Genomic DNA, 15,167 nt, shown 5'->3' with positions numbered 1-15,167 from the left:
AATTTTTCTGGCCTGGATAGTCCTTGACCTGCTCACGAATAAAACGGGTTTTACCAGTACCAGAAATGCCAGCGAGGAGGAGAAACGGTTTGTAAAGGTTTGAGGGGTTGAATTTAGCTATACTCTTTATATCTAATACAGGATGTTCTTTGTTAGATAAAAAACTAACGCACTTATCATATAAACTAAGCAGCCACTCAAGATCTTTTATTAGCTCTTCATCTGAAGGTATGTCATCAGCCGGGTAATATTTTGCTGAAATATTTGTTGGTTCATATGATCTCCCCAGATTTGTTGTTGCATGTAGGTTTAGAGCGTCGTTATCCCATGTGGAGAGCTCAGTGATATTGTTCAGAAGTTGTAATTTTAACTCAATGGCTTGTCTTTGGGCATTTACCGTACCTAATTCCCGGGTGGGCGCTGTCGTTCCTTGATTTAAAGAGAGGTAAAATCCAGAACCATCGGCGCAGAATAAATAAACAGGATATATTCCAGACTGTGTTGTGGTGGTGATTCTTGTATCAAGGATGGAAATCCAAGGCACATTCGCCCAATTGCCAGCTCCAACGCTAGCCTTGATTTTAAGTTCTTCGTTAGAACGATGGGCTATATTTTCGATGGACTCTTTTAGTTCGGTTCTAAAAATTACTGCTGTTGGGTGATTGGTAAATTGTTCCGTGGTTGCGCGTACCCAATTTGACAGTATTTGTTTAAATAAACTTTGAATCTCGCTCATTTAAAACACCAAAGAGTGATTTTTTGTAAAGGCTGTAATGTTAACACCAGAAGTTGTTGTTACCAATGAAATTTTATGTTGATAGGTTCATTTTCTATTTACATCTCTCTTTGGGAAATAGAGAAGTATGATTTTTCGGTAAGTTTGAACACGGATAACTGATCCAGAGATGGTTACTTAGCGCGATGGTTTTATTGTCATCAGATATTTTTGAATGAGAATTCAAGAGGTATTCGCACGCTCATGTTGAGGAGGGCGCGATTCACCCTTCTCGTTTCAGCTGTGGCAGATCCAGCAGCCGAGCGTTTGTCGTCCCTACCAGCAGGATGTTCGGCGTTTTAGCCAGTGCACGGTCAAGGCGTCCGCCCTGTTTCACAAGCTGTGCGATGACTTGACCCGGCAGGATGACAGCAGCTGGCAACTGCCCAAATTTCGCACCATTTATTGCTCGGCGGCCATCAGTTATCGGCCCCTTATCGCCGAAATCGGGGATGCCAAACAGAGTCCTGCCAAGCTGGCGGAGCGTGCCTGCAATCAGGCGATTCTGGCTGCGATGGACAGTGACGATGAAGCCCTGCTGGCCCAGCGTGACAAAGCGTGCGCTGCGGTGCAGTAACGCGAATTTATCTGACCAGAACATTTGCGCTCTCTTTGCGCGCCACGGCACACATGGGTTTCCCCTTGCCGGGTATGATGGGGTAGCCCGCTGTAGCGGCAACAGTCGGATGTTTGCGGGCATATGTCGGTCACATCAGCCAGATCACCACCAGGAGGTAACCATGATCAGCCATATCGACCATCTGGTATTGACGGTCAGTGATATCGAACGGGCCGTGGCGTTTTACAGTTCGGTGCTCAATATGGAGGCCATCACCTTCGGTGCGGGGCGCCGGGCGGTAGGGTTTGGCAACCAGAAGATCAATCTGCAATTGCTGGGGCAGGAGCCGCGCAATCGGGCGCAGGTGGGGTCGGGAGATGTCTGCCTTATCACCCGCTGGCCGCTGGAGCAGGTGATGACCCAGCTTGCCTGCCACGGGGTGGAGATTGTCGAGGGGCCGGTGACCAAAAGCGGTGCCTGCGGGCCGATAGAATCCATCTACTTCCTCGACCCTGACCAGAACCTGATAGAAGTGAGCATCTATCCCTGACAGGGTTGGCGCGGCGCCTGACGGTGCAACACCTGTCAGAATCACTCTACTTCCTCGACCCGGATCAGAATCTGATAGAAGTGAGCATCTATCCCTGAGTCCACCAAGCCATCAGTCCCATCACCATCTCCAGCAGAAAGGGGCCGTCAATTGACGGCCCCTTTCTCGTATCGTTATCGCGCCAAGCAAGTCGGCCGCTTGGCCGATGTGGCAGAAACGCCCTAGAAAGGCGCGCTGCTCTCGTCGCTCTCCTGTAAAAACAGTTCCAGCTCGGCCTGATAGGCCGCATCAGGTTGACCGCTGCTGGCAGGGATTACGGCGGCAGGCCGGACGACGGGAGGGGCGGTGAGGGTCTCCATCACCCGCTGCTGCAGATAGGGGTAGAAGGGGTTGGAGGAGGTGCGGGTGAGGGCGCCGGGGTTGACGATCAGCACGCCGCGCTCACCACGCAGGGCCAGACCGCCGAGATTGATGCCGTATTGCTCCCGCTGCTCCGGGCGCGCCGTCATGCCATAGAGGGGGTCGTCCATCGGGAAGGGGAGCGCCACATGGGAGAGGGAGTAGATCTCCTTGGGATAATCGATACCCAGCGGGCGGAGCTGCTCAGGCTGGTCTGCGCTGGCCAGCGTTCTGGCCTGCGTCGCGAGAGAGGCGGGCTCGACATTGCCCACCACGGTGAGGCGATAGTGCTGAGGGGCGTTTGGCAGTAAGCGGTGCAGCGCCAGCTCGGAGGCCGAGCTCATCAGCGGGCCAAACAGGGTGCTGCGGTTGATATCAAACAGCACCAGTTCGCTGCCGTTGGCCGGCAGGTAGTGATAGAGATCGGCAATGATGGAGCGGGTGCTGACGGTGTAGTCCATCACCGACTGGAAGGTGAGGGCGGGGGGAAATGCCGCCAGCTCGCCACTGGCGGCCAGCTGGCGCACCTGCTGCTGGATGGCGTGGGTCAGGCGGTAGGACTGGCGCGCGCCGTTGACCGGAAACGAGTTGTACTTGAACGGGTTGAACTCCGGCATGGTGTCGAGCCAGGCGGCGTTGGCAAAGGCGGGCAGCATGGCAGGCACGGCCTTGAGCCCGGCGAAGCGGGCAAAGCGGGTCACCCCGATCATCGGAGAGATCAGTACCAGCCGATCCGGTTTTGCCAGTGCGCCGCTCGGGTCGGCCAGTGCATCGAGCGCATATTTCACCGCCAGCGCGCCGCCGTTGGAAAAGCCCACCAGATGCAGCGGCCGCTTGCCCGGCGCCAGCAATCTGGCCTCCCGCACCGCCAGTCGGGTGGCGGCCAGCCAGGTCTCCCAATCCACATCCACGAGGCCAGCGGGCACAGTGCCGTGGCCGGGGAGCCTCAGCCCCAGCGCGATAAAGCCCTGCTGCTGATAGCGTCTGGCCAGATGGCGCAGGCTGTAGGGGGAGTCGGTCAGGCCGTGCAGCAGCACCGCTACCCCTTTGACTTCCCCCTCGGGGCGCAGCAGGTAGGAGCGGTTCCAGTTCTGCTGAAAGCGGGCGGGATTGATGGGGGCGTCCTGATAGTAGCGATTGCTGGCCAGTTGCTGCACCGGCGGTGTCTTGGCGACTACCTCGGTGGCCACCAGCTCGAACAGCTCTGCTTCGCGGGCCAGATAGGCTTGCCAGTCGCTGCGATCGAGCTCATCGGCACTGAGTTCGGGGGGCACCACTGTGTGCCACAGCTGCAGCGGCGCTGCCTGCCAGGCGAAGTAGGCGATCACCGCCCATGCGGTCAGCAACAGCAGCAACAGGGTCAGCAGAGCACGGCGAACAAGGCGGCGAGTGTGAGCCAGCATGGTGCAATCCTTGGCGATAGGGGCGGGGTGAGTCAGGCACAGAAAAAGTGCTGAAAATTGGCTTAAAGCCTAATAGAAACAAAATGATAAGTACAGGCAGCGAGCCGTTTACCCTTTGAAACAGAGGGCAGCCTTGGGGCTGCCCTCTTTCATATGATGATCAGTCGGTACGGTGGCCAGGGCGTCAGCAGACCCCTTGCGCCAGCATGGCGTCGGCCACCTTGACGAAACCGGCAATGTTGGCGCCGCTTTCGTAGTTCACATGGCCTTGCTCATCCTGGCCATAGCGCACGCAGGTGGCGTGGATGCTGGTCATGATCCCCTTGAGACGAGCGTCTACCTCCTCCCGGTTCCAGCAGAGACGCTGGGCGTTCTGGCTCATCTCGAGGCCCGAGGTGGCGACCCCGCCGGCGTTGGCGGCCTTGCCCGGGGCGAACAGCACCCTTGCTTCGTGGAAAAGGCGGATGGCGGTGGCGCTGGAAGGCATGTTGGCCCCCTCGGCGACCAACTGCACGCCGTTTGCGATCAGGACGGCGGCGTCCGATGCATCCAGCTCATTCTGGGTGGCGCAAGGCAGGGCGATGTCGGTCGCCAGATGCCAGGGGGTGCGGCCGCTGAAGAATTCCAGCCCCATCTCGTGGGCATAATCTGCCACCCGCTTGCGCTGCTCGTTCTTGAGTTCCATCAATCGGGCCAGCTTTTCGGGAGTGAAGCCCGCCGGATCGTAGACGGTGCCGCCGGAGTCGGAGGCGGTGATGACCCGGGCGCCGAGGGACATCGCCTTCTCGATGGCGTACTGGGCCACGTTGCCCGAGCCTGACACCGAGACCCGCATGCCATCCAGCGACTGACCGCGCTGTGCCAGCATGGCCTCGACGAAATAGAGCAGGCCGTAGCCAGTGGCTTCAGGACGGATCAGGCTGCCGCCAAAGGAGAGCCCCTTGCCGGTGAAAACGCACTCGGCGCTGTTGGTGAGCTTCTTCATCATGCCTGTCATGTAGCTCACTTCGCGTGCTCCCACCCCGATGTCGCCGGCCGGTACATCGGTGTTGGCACCGAGGTGGCGATGCAGCTCCAGCATCAGCGCCTGGCAAAAGCGCATCACCTCTCCTTCGCTCTTGCCCTTGGGATCAAAATCGCTGCCCCCCTTGCCGCCGCCCATGGGCAAGGTGGTGAGGGCGTTCTTGAAGGTCTGCTCGAAGGCGAGGAACTTGAGCACCGAGGTATTCACCGATGGGTGAAAGCGCATCCCCCCCTTGAAGGGACCGATGGCGGAGCTATGTTGTACCCGGTAGCCCCGGTTCACCTGCACCAGCCCTCGATCATCCACCCAGCTTACCCGAAACTGGATCAGCCGCTCTGGCTCCACCAGCCGCTCCAGCAGACCGTGTCGCAGGTAGCGCGGGTGGCGCTCAACATAGGGCCAGATGGATGCGATCACCTCGCTCACGGCCTGAATGAACTCCGGTTGGTGCGGATTGCGGCTGGTGACCTGGGCCATAAAATCCGCTTGGGAGAGGGAATGACTCATCTGTAACTCCTGTAGTGAAGGGTAAACATGGCCTCTTGCCAGAGAAAAGTGCATGCCCCGAGCTCCGGATATAGAGACAGAAAAAGGGGATAAATGCAGGCAAAATTCGTTATTTGATGCGTTCAGAAAAGATTGTTCTGTTACTTGCCGAAAACCATGTAAAAGTGTGATGTGAGGGCAAGATAATTCGTGATGGCGATTATCTTTTTATGCTTATTTTTTAGATAAATAGCAAGAAATTATCTTGTGTATTCAGTGTCAGAAAGTACGTATTGCATAGAAGATGAATAATTTCAGGCTCTGAGCTGTTGCGCCGGCAGGCTTGACATGGTGGGAACGATGGCGGTTTGTGACGTGGGGGGTGACAAGACTGCTGACTCCGTCGATGGTGGTGGACAAAGAAGTATCCGGCGAACGGCGCCCGGCGATGTGCTAATGTAGCGCCCTGATATTCCAACCAGATTGTGCTGTGTTTTTGATACGGAGCTTTATGCAGATCCCACCGACCCTCCATCGGCAGATGTGGCCGACCCGTTTTACCCTCTCTTTTATCGCAAATGAACAGGTGACCCATGCTGGCTAACGAATCCATGCGCCTGAACAAATACATCAGCGAGAGCGGTATCTGTTCGCGCCGCGAGGCCGACAGCTTTATCGAGCAGGGCCACGTCTTTATCAACGGCAAGCGCGCCGGGATTGGCGATCAGGTGCAGGTTGGTGATCTGGTCAAGGTGAACGGTCAGGTGATCGAGCCGCGCGAGGCGGACAGTCTGGTGCTAATCGCCCTCAACAAGCCGGTGGGCATCGTCAGTACCACGGAGGCGGGCGAGAAGGACAACATCGTCGATTTCGTCAACCACAGCACCCGGGTCTTCCCCATCGGGCGGCTCGACAAGGATTCGCAGGGTCTGATCTTCCTTACCAACCACGGCGATCTGGTAAACAAGATCCTGCGGGCAGGCAACGATCACGAGAAAGAGTATCTGGTGACCGTCGACAAGCCGGTGACCGACGAGTTTGTGCGCGGCATGGCGGCCGGGGTGCCGATCCTCGGTACTGTCACCAAGAAGTGCAAGGTGAAGAAAGAGGCGCCGTTCGTCTTTCGCATCACCCTGGTGCAGGGGCTTAACCGCCAGATCCGCCGCATGTGCGAGCACTTCGGTTTTGAAGTGACCAAGCTGGAGCGCATTCGCATCATGAACGTCAGCCTCAAGGGGCTGCCGGTGGGCGAGTGGCGCGATCTGACCGACGACGAGCTGATCGATCTGTTCAAGCTGATTGAGGACTCCTCCTCCGAGGTGAAACCGGCCAAATGCGACAAACCGAAGGCGGCCAAGGCTCCTGCGGCGCAAACCGCCAAGCCGGCCCAAGGCAAGAAGCCGCGCCGCGATGATGATCACGAGATTGGCGGGCGCCCCAATGTGCCGGGCCCGGAAGCTTTCGAGAAGAAGCTGCCGGTGGGCAAGGGTGGCGCGGGCAAAGGTGCTGCCAACAGGGGCGGTGCTGGCAAAGGGGCTCCCAAGGGAGGCAAACCGGCCGCTGGCAAGCCGCGCACCGCTAACACAGGGCGGCAGAAGAAGGGGCGCTGAGTTGCCCCTCTGAGTGGCGTCAGCCGACCTTGTCATCCCCAACACTGTTATCCCCAACACACCGGCCTTAGGCCGGTGTGTTGCTTTGGGCCGCAGAGTCGGTTGGGAGGGGCGCTGAAAGGGTCGGTTCGCTGGCGGCCGGTAGCCGCATGACGCGAGGGTAGTGGCGCGGGTCGAGGCGCAGCACCAGCAGGCTCATCAGCAGCAAGCCTCCCAGTTGCCACTGCCAGGCGGCCGCAAAATCGCCCACATAGTGATAGAGCCGTGCCGCCACCCAGGGGCCGGTGGCCGCCAGCATAAAGCCGAATCCCTGCATCAGGGCGCTCAGGGTGCCCGCGCGGCGCGGGTCGGGCAGGTGATCGAGCGCAATCACCATGATCAGCGAAAAGCTGCCGCCAAGACCGGCACCGCACAGCATACACCAGAGAATGGGGGCACTGGCTGGCGCCAGCCAGAGGCCGCCGAATCCCGCCAGCTGCATGGCGATGGCAAGGCCCATCCAGGGTCGTCGATCCAGACTGCGCGCCGCCAGCAGCGGCAAGCCGAGACCGCTGGCGGTCTGCGCCAGTGCCAGCCAGGCGACCAGCCCGCCAGCCTGTGCAGCGTTCCAGCCCTGCGCCATATAGGCGGGGGCCAGCCAGGCCACCACGATGCCGTAGCCGCTGTTAATGATGCCAAAGCAGACGATCAGCAACCAGCTGCGGGGCAGGGTGATCAGCCGTTGCTCGCCGTGGGGAATGGCGACCGCTGCGGTGTTTGGCAGACGCACTTTCCACCCTAGCCAGACGAGGGCCAGCAGCACCGGCAGGCTCCAGAGCGCCAGTGCCCGCGACCAGTCGAGGCTGACTGCAAGCCTTGGGGTGAGACTGGCCCCCAATGCCCCGCCCCCCATCATGCAGGCAGAGAAGATCCCCATCACCAGCGGCACCTTGTGGGCGAAGGCCTGCTTGATCAGTGCCGGCAGCACCCCCTGCACCAGTGCCGACCCCAATCCACACAGCGCCGCGCTGGCGATCAGCAAGGCACCGCTTTGGGCATCGAAGCGCATAGCGCTGCCAACGCCGAGCAGCAACAGGGCCGCCCCCAGCAGTTGGCACGCACTGGCGCGCCGACGCAGGCTGGGAGTGAGCAGCACGCCAATCCCGATGAGCCAGAGCGGCAGCAGGGTAAGCCAGGCGAGGGTGTCCATCCCCAGCGACAGGGCGCGGCCAATCTCGCCGCTCAGCGGGCCGATGGCGGTAAGAAAGGGGCGCAGATTCAGGCCAGTCAGGATCACCAGCACCAGCAGGGCAAACTGCTGGCGGCGCGCTTCTGCCGGGCGTTCGAAAGTCCCTTTACTCATGATCAGGCGCTGCTTGTGTGGCTTGTTGTAACTGGGAGCCGTAGAGATCCGCCGCCGTCATGGTGACGGCCAGTTTGACCAGCGGCAGAGGTGGCGGTGCCAGCGGCAGTCCCAGCGTTTGATAGGCGGCAGTGCTGTCAAAGCCGAACGGGGCCGCATCGGCGTTATCAAAGGCGTAATAGACGGCGGCTATACCGTTCATCACCAGCGTGCCGAGGCACATGGGGCAGGGGTGACCGCTGGCATAGACGATGCTGCCCGCGAGCGGCGCGCTCTGGCTTGCCTTGCGCAGCGCCTCCAGCTCGGCGTGACGGGTGGGATCGCCATCCAGATGAATGCCGTTGACCGCGCTCGCCACCAGTTGCTCATCGCGCACCAGCAGGGCGGCGAAGGGGCGACCGCCCTGCCGGTGATTTGCTCTGGCCAGTTGCACCGCCTGCTCCAGCCATTGTCGGTGAGTCTGGAGTGAGGTTGATGGGGTGAGCGAGCGAAGAGGGGTAGACGCTACAAGAGGCTGTGACATGATGAAAAACCCTGATTTGACAGAACAAATGCCAGCCTAGCGGCGAAAAAAGTCATTTGGAAATTAAATGATAGAATGAGTTTCAGTGGTTTTGTAAATGGAGTGCCCCATGCTGGATCCCCTGTTGCTGCGCAGTTTTGTCGCCATTATCGACACCGGCAGTTTTACCCGCGCCGGTGAACGGGTTCATCTGACCCAATCCACCATCAGCCAGCAGATCCGCCGCCTTGAGCAGCAGCTCGGCTGCCCGCTGCTCGATCGCGCTGGCCGAAGGGTGGTGGCGACGGCGGAGGGGGAAAAATTGCTGGGGCTGGCCCGCCGCATTCTGGCGCTGCTGGCGCAGGCCGAAGAACAAGTGACGGAAGGGAGCGTGGCGCTCAGCCTCGGGGTGCCGGAGGATTTCGCCGCCGGTGCCATCACCCCGGTACTGGCCGCCTTTGCCCGCGATTACCCCGAGGTGCGGCTGGAGGTGGAGAGCGGCCTGAGCCACGAGATCTGGCAGCGCTTCGAGGCGGGAGAGCTGGATCTGGCGCTGGTCAAACAGACGCGGGGGCAGGGTTCGCCCCTTGCCAGCTGGCGCGAGCCGCTGGTGTGGGTCGACAGCCGCGACTGGCCCGCCCGGGAACGGGATCCGCTGCCGCTGGTGGTGTTCCCGAGCGAAGGGCTCTATCGGCGCCAGATGACCGAGGCGCTCGATGGTCTGGGGCGGCGTTGGCGTATCGCCTATGTCAGCGCCAGCCTCGCCAGTTTGCAGGGGGCGGTGAGCGCGGGGATCGGGGTGAGCTTGCTGCCCAAACGGCTGATGCCCGCCGATCAGCTGGCCCTGACCCAGTGGCCCAAGGTGGCGCCGGTGGAGCTGGCGCTCCATGCCGGAGGACGTGGGAGCGAGCCGCTCACCCGCTTGAGTGCGGCCCTAATCGCCCTCTGTGACGAGGTGATGGGGCCGCAGTGAGTGGCTATGTGGTGAAAAACTGAAGTCGGAAAGATAAAACGGGGGGATCAGTGATCCTTCCCCTCCGCCAGCTTGCGCTCGTAGTCATTTTTTACGATGGTCAGCGCCGCCAGCACCAGCTCGGGGGCCAGCTCATTGGTTTCCAGCAGTTCAATCAGATCCACCGCGAGTTTCACCTCGGGCGGGGCAGTTTCCAGTGACATGGGCAGGGTTCCGGTTGCGGGAAGAGGGGGGATTATACAGGGGCGCCGTCGTTGGCCGAAAGCGCCCGCTCTGTCGGGTTGTGAGGCACCAAGGTCAGAGGTGCTGGCGCATCTCCTTGTCGATCTCCTCGCGCAGGGCGATCAGCTTTTTGGCGTACTGCTGCAACTGCAGATCGCTCTCGCTCACCGGCTGCCACTGGGGCACCGGGGTCGGTTTGCCCTGCTCATCCATCGCCACAAAGATGATGATGCAGTGGGTGGTCTTGTGGCGCTCGGTGTCGGTGGGGTGGCGGCTGTAGACATCCACCGCCAGATGCATGCTGGTGGTGCCGGTGTGGATCACCTGAGCTTGCACCTCCACCAGCTGGCCAATCTGGATGGGGCGCAAAAAGCGGATCCCCCCTACATAGACGGTCACCGCATAGCCGCCACACCAGCCAGCGGCGCAGGCATAGCCCGCCTGATCGATCCACTTCATCACCATGCCGCCATGCACCTTGCCGCCGAAGTTGACGTCAGAGGGTTCGGCCAAAAATTGCAGGGTCAGTTCACGGGGGGGGATCATGCTCTCTCCTTGGTTCGGGGTCATTGACGGTAGCTCTTGCGGTAGGCGTCAGCCTGTTGGCAGGGGGGCAGGTTGTTGAGGTCGGGCCGCTTGTTGCCCTCGCGCTGACCGAAGCTGGTGAACTCCTGCTGACACTTGTCGGCCTTGCCGCCCTCCTTGATGCAGGCGTCGATCCGCTGTTGCTTGCCCTGCTCGACCAGTTGCTGCTGAGCTTGCTGGCAGGCGGCATCCAGCTTGGCCTGCTGGGCTGAGCGATCCAGCTCGCTGGCGGCACTGGCAGTGCCGCACAACAGCAGAACCACGAAAGGGGTGATGATGCGCATCCTGATGCTCCTTGTTGACCTGTTTCAGGTATACCGCGAATGGCGGCAGGATGCACAGGGGACGGCGCAATAATGGGGCCCATTCACTCTTGGTTCATCAGTCTGGCGCCAGCATGGGCCGAACAATAGCGAGGTGCCACGATGAAACAGATGCTGGAACAGTTGTTGGGGGCTGGCAAAGGCTGGCTCAACGAAGGCGGCGACAAGCGCAAGGGGCAGATGCAGGGAGCGCTGGCCGGTGGCGCGCTCGGTCTGCTGCTGGGCAATAAAAAAGTGCGCAAATATGGCGGCAAGGCCGCTGCCGTGGGCGGCGCGGCGGCCCTTGGCGGGCTGGCCTACAAGCTCTATCAGGATTGGCAGGCCCAGCAGGCGGCACCCGCCCAGCCTACCCATCCCGTCAGTACCCTGGAAGGCAATGCGCTGGATGCCCGCGCGGCACTCTTGGTGCGTGCCATGGTGGCGGCAGCCCGGGCCGATGGCCATATCGACGGCGCCGAGCGCCAGAAAATTCAGGAGTACCTGACCGAACAGGGTCAGAGCGATGTGGCCCGCTGGATTGACGCCGAGCTGGCCCGTCCCCTCGATCCCCATGCGCTGGCGCGGGAAGTGACCGACATGGAGCTGGCCACCGAGGTCTATCTCGCCTCCCTGCTCGCCATCGAGGTGGATCACTTTATGGAGCGAGGCTATCTCGACGAACTGGCGCGCGCCCTCAAGCTCGATGACAACCTCAAGGGGAGCATCGAGCGGCAGGTGGCCCAGCTTAACGCCCCCGCTTGATATCCCTCATCGCCATGGATTGCCGATAACGCCCCGCTCAAGGGGCGTTGTTGTTTCTGCTGCCCGCCAAAAGATACGGATGAGCCTATTTGGATTGTGGGGCACAGCCCCTAAGATGGCGCAGGACCATCACCATTTTTGCAAGGAGCAACCGTTGGAGATACGCAAGGCAAGCGAACTGGATATCGACGCCATTGTCGAGCTGAACCGGCAGATTGGAGAGCTCCACCATCAGCACTATCCCGAGGTGTTCTGCCCGCCGTCACCAGAGGAGCGGGCATTTTTGCTCGATGCCATTGCCGCCGAAGGGCGTCTGTTCTGCGTTGCCGAGCAGGATGGCAGGGTGGTGGGCTTTTTGACGGCGCGGATAGACATCAATGAGAGCGTGCCTTTTCTCACCCGTGCGCCGATCTGCCGCATTGGCTCGGTGGTGGTGGATGAGCAGCACCGCTCCCGCGGGATTGGCAAGGCGCTGATCGCCCATTGCGATGAGTGGGCCAAGGCCCGTGATGCTCAGCAAATCCGGCTGGAGGTGATGGCCTTCAACGAGCGTGCCAAAGCCCTCTACGAGGCGCTGGGGTTCAAGGTGCAGTCACAGATCATGGCGAAATAGGCGCTGAGCAGAGGTCATCTGTTTGTATGATTTCTAAGTAGCTTATTGGTGTTGTGATTGGCTTATCGAAATTGTTGATATGTCACTTAGCGTTTCGTACCACGATGATGCCCCGTGATAGAGTGCTCAAGTTCCGCTGACTAAACAGCGGGCGAGCACTTCAATCAGGAAGCATAAGATAACGCACTTGTTGCTGTTAAGTTAATTTGGTGGAGCTGAAAAACCTGTGATGCGAACCATTCATTTACACATTAACTATCAGCAATGCCACCTTGGCAACTGTTTCCTTTATGTCATCAGTGATGTGATTAAATGGTATCAATCTGACATTACATTATTCAGTGAGAAATGTAATGATACATCACGTAATCAGTTTACTCATGACTAGCTGACATAATAAAAGCGGATAGTGGATGTATCAGTTTCTTATAAAATACAAGTCTTGATATCGTGACCTGCGTCTCATATTCATTAAAATGTGAAGGGGTTTTGACATGTGGAAATATTTTGAGCCCTACAAGGCATCAATTGTTCTTTTAATATCTTTAGCTATTGGCGGTGTGCTCGGAGTATACATCCCTGAAACCGCATTAAAGCTGCAACCTATAGGGAAAATATTTCTTAATTTATTGTTCATGATCATTGTTCCGTTAGTGAGCGTCAGCGTGATGTCATCTATTGCGGGAATGTCGGATCTGAAAAAATTAGGTAAGATATTAACCGTGATCTTTTTTGTTTCAATTATCATGGCATTAATTCCTGCTGCCGGTGTAGTTGGGCTAGCAACACTGTTTGATCCAGCCCAAGGTGTGACGATAACATTGGCTGATAAATTCAACTCAGGCAGTGGCGAAATGGATTTTGTCAACATGGTCACAACTAATGATTTTGTTGGCCTCTTGTCTAAATCAAATATCTTGGCTCTCATCATCATGTCGGTCATTGCGGGGATTGCGATTGGTCAATCTGGTGAACAAGGCAAAAATATTGCAGAATCCCTAAATGGCTTGAATATAGTCATAATGAAGATTGTATCTATCATCATGACAGGCGCTCCAATTGGCTTGGGTTGTTATTTCGCTGCGACGATGGCTAGCCAAGATTCGCAATTGCTGGTGACGTTTGCTCGTGCCATTATGATGTTTTTTGCTGCGACACTGATATATTTTGTTTTTGGTTCAAGTATATATTCATGGCTGGGTGGTGGTATGCCAGCGGTGAGAGCTTTTTGGAAAAATGCAGTTGAACCCTCTGCGACTGCATTAGGTACTTGTTCCTCTCTAGGAGCATTGCCGGTGAATATTCGTGCCGCAAAAGCGATGGGGATCAATGAAGAGATAGTAGACATTTCCTTGCCACTGTTAGTCAATCTAAACAAAGGTGGCGTGGCAATGATTGCAGCATTGAAAATTGTGTTTATTTTCTCTGTATTAGGTATGGACTTTACAGCGGAAATCTTCTTTTTGACAATGTTAATTTCTGTATTGTCGGCGATTATTGTTGGTGGTGTTCCTGGGGGAGCATTTTTAGGAGAAATATTTATTGTGACAACATTGGGCTTGCCTCTAGAAGCCATTCCGATGTTGGTTGTTCTTGGCACAATAACCGATGCCCCAGCGACCCTGATAAACGTGATTCATGATTTACCTGCTGCGCAGATTGTTGAGCGTTTCACAAAAAAATTGAATCCTCATGAAAGTTTAACGGTTGAGCAAAACTTGGCATGCTCTGAGTAATATATGGTTAATAATGCGATAAAAATCAGTTGTATTGTATAAAATAGGACTAATTCAATGACATCCAAAAAATATGAAACAGCATTCATTACAGCTGGGCGTGAACTAAAATATACACAGGGCTCAGTTAATCCTGTCATTCAGCGAGCATCTTCACTGGTATTCAAAACGGTGAAAGATAAAAAATTTGCAACTGAAAACAGGGCAAAAGGAGAGTTGTTTTATGGGCGCCGCGGCACGCTAACCCACTTTTCATTTCAGCAGGCAATGATTGATCTGGAAGGGGGGGCGGGATGCTCGCTCTACCCTTGTGGGGCCGCAGCAGTAACCAACGCAATATTGGCATTTGTGGCACAAGGTGACCATATCCTCATGACCGGGGCGGCCTATGAACCTACGCAGGATTTTTGTACCAAAGTCTTGTCACGTTTAGGAGTAGAAACGACATTTTATGATCCTTTGATTGGCTCAGGTATTTCCAGTCTGGTTAAGCCAAACACCAAGGTGCTATTTCTTGAGTCACCAAGCTCCGTTACGATGGAAGTTCAAGATGTCCCAGGTATGGTAAAAGCGGCTCGCGCCATTAATCCAAACATTGTAATTATGATGGATAATACTTGGGCTGCAGGTGTTCTCTTTAAGGCATTGGATTACGGTATAGATATTTCAATTCAAGCAGGAACAAAATATATTGTTGGTCACTCCGATGCCATGTTAGGAACCGCAGTAGCAAATGAGCGCTGCTGGGATCAATTACGTGAAAACTCGTACCTGATGGGACAAATGCTGGATGCAGATACTGCTTATGTTGCCAGCCGTGGCCTAAGAACGTTAGGATTGCGTTTGAAGCAACATGAAGAAAACAGCATTCGTATTGCGAAATGGTTATCTGAACGAACAGAGGTTGAGCAAGTTAACCATCCGGCTCTGCCATCTTGCCCAGGACATGAGTTTTACAATCGAGATTTTAACGGTTCCTGTGGGCTTTTCTCTTTTATATTGAAAGAGCATTTGAGTGCAGAGCAGATAGCTATTTATCTTGATAACTTCAAACACTTTAGCATGGCGTATTCATGGGGTGGGTTTGAGTCTTTGATTTTGGCGAATCAACCAGAAGAGTTAAATCAAATAAGACCGGCCGGAAAAGTGACGTTTGCAGGAACTCTGGTTCGTGTACATATTGGTTTAGAGTCTGTAGATGATTTGATTGAGGATTTGGAAGCGGGCTTTAAGCGTTTGGCTGAATTTAGAGTTTAAATCTCAATAGCAATGTTATTTGGGATGTATAATTCTGAAGATAAATAGTTAGTGATTTTTACTATCT

The 15,167-nt window shown here is 56.5% G+C and carries 14 protein-coding genes and 2 pseudogenes; 8 read left to right on the top strand and 8 right to left on the bottom strand.

Features of this window, described 5'->3' with window-relative positions; genetic code table 11:
* Positions 1 to 181: 181 nt before the first annotated feature.
* Positions 182 to 736 (bottom strand): annotated as a pseudogene (locus tag G5154_RS04090) (DUF3578 domain-containing protein); the annotation flags it as partial.
* Positions 737 to 989: 253 nt separating this feature from the next.
* On the opposite strand from G5154_RS04090, the pseudogene G5154_RS04085 reads away from it, so the two are divergent.
* Positions 990 to 1,352: pseudogene (locus G5154_RS04085) on the top strand (hypothetical protein); the annotation flags it as partial.
* Positions 1,353 to 1,515: 163 nt separating this feature from the next.
* A complete protein-coding gene (locus tag G5154_RS04080; protein WP_058058755.1) occupies positions 1,516 to 1,884 on the top strand; it encodes a VOC family protein in 369 nt (122 codons plus the stop codon).
* 221 nt (positions 1,885 to 2,105) lie between these two features.
* Here G5154_RS04080 and G5154_RS04075 read toward each other — a convergent pair whose 3' ends face one another.
* Together G5154_RS04075 and gdhA are read right to left on the bottom strand one after the other, a co-directional pair.
* Entirely contained in the window at positions 2,106 to 3,686 is a 1,581-nt protein-coding gene (locus tag G5154_RS04075; RefSeq protein ID WP_421250381.1) for an alpha/beta hydrolase, read from the bottom strand.
* A 184-nt stretch (positions 3,687 to 3,870) separates the two neighbouring features.
* Positions 3,871 to 5,217 (bottom strand): NADP-specific glutamate dehydrogenase, encoded by a 1,347-nt coding sequence (gene gdhA / locus G5154_RS04070; RefSeq protein WP_421250380.1) that lies wholly within the window; start codon positions 5,215 to 5,217, stop codon positions 3,871 to 3,873.
* 572 nt (positions 5,218 to 5,789) lie between these two features.
* Between gdhA and rluF the strand changes: the two genes are divergently transcribed.
* Complete coding sequence (gene rluF / locus G5154_RS04065) at positions 5,790 to 6,806, top strand: 23S rRNA pseudouridine(2604) synthase RluF (protein ID WP_421250379.1); 1,017 nt, start codon at positions 5,790 to 5,792, stop codon at positions 6,804 to 6,806.
* A gap of 67 nt (positions 6,807 to 6,873) precedes the next feature.
* On the opposite strand, the gene G5154_RS04060 is transcribed toward rluF, so the two are convergent.
* On the bottom strand, positions 6,874 to 8,148 hold the full coding sequence (locus tag G5154_RS04060) for a cyanate transporter (RefSeq protein ID WP_421250378.1): 1,275 nt from the start codon (positions 8,146 to 8,148) through the stop codon (positions 6,874 to 6,876).
* Complete coding sequence (locus G5154_RS04055) at positions 8,141 to 8,671, bottom strand: nucleoside deaminase (protein ID WP_421250377.1); 531 nt, start codon at positions 8,669 to 8,671, stop codon at positions 8,141 to 8,143. The genes G5154_RS04060 and G5154_RS04055 overlap by 8 nt, the downstream gene beginning before the upstream one ends.
* 109 nt (positions 8,672 to 8,780) lie before the next feature.
* On the opposite strand from G5154_RS04055, the gene G5154_RS04050 reads away from it, so the two are divergent.
* On the top strand, positions 8,781 to 9,623 hold the full coding sequence (locus G5154_RS04050) for a LysR family transcriptional regulator (protein ID WP_421250376.1): 843 nt from the start codon (positions 8,781 to 8,783) through the stop codon (positions 9,621 to 9,623).
* Positions 9,624 to 9,670: 47 nt separating this feature from the next.
* On the opposite strand, the gene rsmS is transcribed toward G5154_RS04050, so the two are convergent.
* The 3 genes from rsmS to G5154_RS04035 all read right to left on the bottom strand — a co-directional run bounded on the left by rsmS (position 9,671) and on the right by G5154_RS04035 (position 10,714).
* The gene (gene rsmS / locus G5154_RS04045; RefSeq protein ID WP_076493688.1) at positions 9,671 to 9,826 is read right to left on the bottom strand and encodes a pleiotropic regulatory protein RsmS; all 156 of its coding nucleotides are present in this window, start codon (positions 9,824 to 9,826) and stop codon (positions 9,671 to 9,673) included.
* Between the two features lie 94 nt (positions 9,827 to 9,920).
* A complete protein-coding gene (locus G5154_RS04040) occupies positions 9,921 to 10,391 on the bottom strand; it encodes an acyl-CoA thioesterase (protein WP_227342392.1) in 471 nt (156 codons plus the stop codon).
* Between the two features lie 20 nt (positions 10,392 to 10,411).
* Positions 10,412 to 10,714: a hypothetical protein gene (locus G5154_RS04035; protein ID WP_227342393.1), complete on the bottom strand. Its 303-nt coding sequence runs from the start codon at positions 10,712 to 10,714 to the stop codon at positions 10,412 to 10,414.
* A 141-nt stretch (positions 10,715 to 10,855) separates the two neighbouring features.
* Between G5154_RS04035 and G5154_RS04030 the strand changes: the two genes are divergently transcribed.
* The 4 genes from G5154_RS04030 (at position 10,856) to metC (ending at position 15,100) form a co-directional block, all read left to right on the top strand.
* Positions 10,856 to 11,494, top strand: a complete 639-nt coding sequence (locus G5154_RS04030) for a tellurite resistance TerB family protein (protein WP_139690650.1) — start codon at positions 10,856 to 10,858, stop codon at positions 11,492 to 11,494.
* Positions 11,495 to 11,648: 154 nt separating this feature from the next.
* Complete coding sequence (locus tag G5154_RS04025; protein WP_421250375.1) at positions 11,649 to 12,107, top strand: GNAT family N-acetyltransferase; 459 nt, start codon at positions 11,649 to 11,651, stop codon at positions 12,105 to 12,107.
* 494 nt (positions 12,108 to 12,601) lie between these two features.
* Positions 12,602 to 13,843, top strand: a complete 1,242-nt coding sequence (locus tag G5154_RS04020; protein WP_421250374.1) for a dicarboxylate/amino acid:cation symporter — start codon at positions 12,602 to 12,604, stop codon at positions 13,841 to 13,843.
* Positions 13,844 to 13,900: 57 nt separating this feature from the next.
* Positions 13,901 to 15,100 carry a cystathionine beta-lyase gene (metC, locus tag G5154_RS04015; RefSeq protein ID WP_421250373.1) on the top strand — a complete coding sequence of 400 codons (1,200 nt, stop codon included), beginning with the start codon at positions 13,901 to 13,903 and terminating at the stop codon, positions 15,098 to 15,100.
* Positions 15,101 to 15,167 lie beyond the last annotated feature (67 nt).

The organism is Aeromonas sp. 600527 (genome assembly GCF_049175415.1).
Lineage (GTDB): Bacteria > Pseudomonadota > Gammaproteobacteria > Enterobacterales > Aeromonadaceae > Aeromonas > Aeromonas veronii_A.
This window is presented reverse-complemented; position numbering and strand designations above follow the sequence as displayed.

Bases quoted from the DNA above. Each gene is read 5' to 3' on its own strand.
- G5154_RS04055 (WP_421250377.1), bottom strand. From the start codon at position 8,671: ATGTCACAGCCTCTTGTAGCGTCTACCCCTCTTCGCTCGCTCACCCCA.
- rsmS (WP_076493688.1), bottom strand. From the start codon at position 9,826: ATGTCACTGGAAACTGCCCCGCCCGAGGTGAAACTCGCGGTGGATCTG.
- G5154_RS04075 (WP_421250381.1), bottom strand. From the start codon at position 3,686: ATGCTGGCTCACACTCGCCGCCTTGTTCGCCGTGCTCTGCTGACCCTG.
- gdhA (WP_421250380.1), bottom strand. From the start codon at position 5,217: ATGAGTCATTCCCTCTCCCAAGCGGATTTTATGGCCCAGGTCACCAGC.
- G5154_RS04030 (WP_139690650.1), top strand. From the start codon at position 10,856: ATGAAACAGATGCTGGAACAGTTGTTGGGGGCTGGCAAAGGCTGGCTC.
- G5154_RS04020 (WP_421250374.1), top strand. From the start codon at position 12,602: ATGTGGAAATATTTTGAGCCCTACAAGGCATCAATTGTTCTTTTAATA.
- G5154_RS04060 (WP_421250378.1), bottom strand. From the start codon at position 8,148: ATGAGTAAAGGGACTTTCGAACGCCCGGCAGAAGCGCGCCGCCAGCAG.
- metC (WP_421250373.1), top strand. From the start codon at position 13,901: ATGACATCCAAAAAATATGAAACAGCATTCATTACAGCTGGGCGTGAA.
- G5154_RS04035 (WP_227342393.1), bottom strand. From the start codon at position 10,714: ATGCGCATCATCACCCCTTTCGTGGTTCTGCTGTTGTGCGGCACTGCC.
- G5154_RS04040 (WP_227342392.1), bottom strand. From the start codon at position 10,391: ATGATCCCCCCCCGTGAACTGACCCTGCAATTTTTGGCCGAACCCTCT.
- G5154_RS04050 (WP_421250376.1), top strand. From the start codon at position 8,781: ATGCTGGATCCCCTGTTGCTGCGCAGTTTTGTCGCCATTATCGACACC.
- G5154_RS04080 (WP_058058755.1), top strand. From the start codon at position 1,516: ATGATCAGCCATATCGACCATCTGGTATTGACGGTCAGTGATATCGAA.
- rluF (WP_421250379.1), top strand. From the start codon at position 5,790: ATGCTGGCTAACGAATCCATGCGCCTGAACAAATACATCAGCGAGAGC.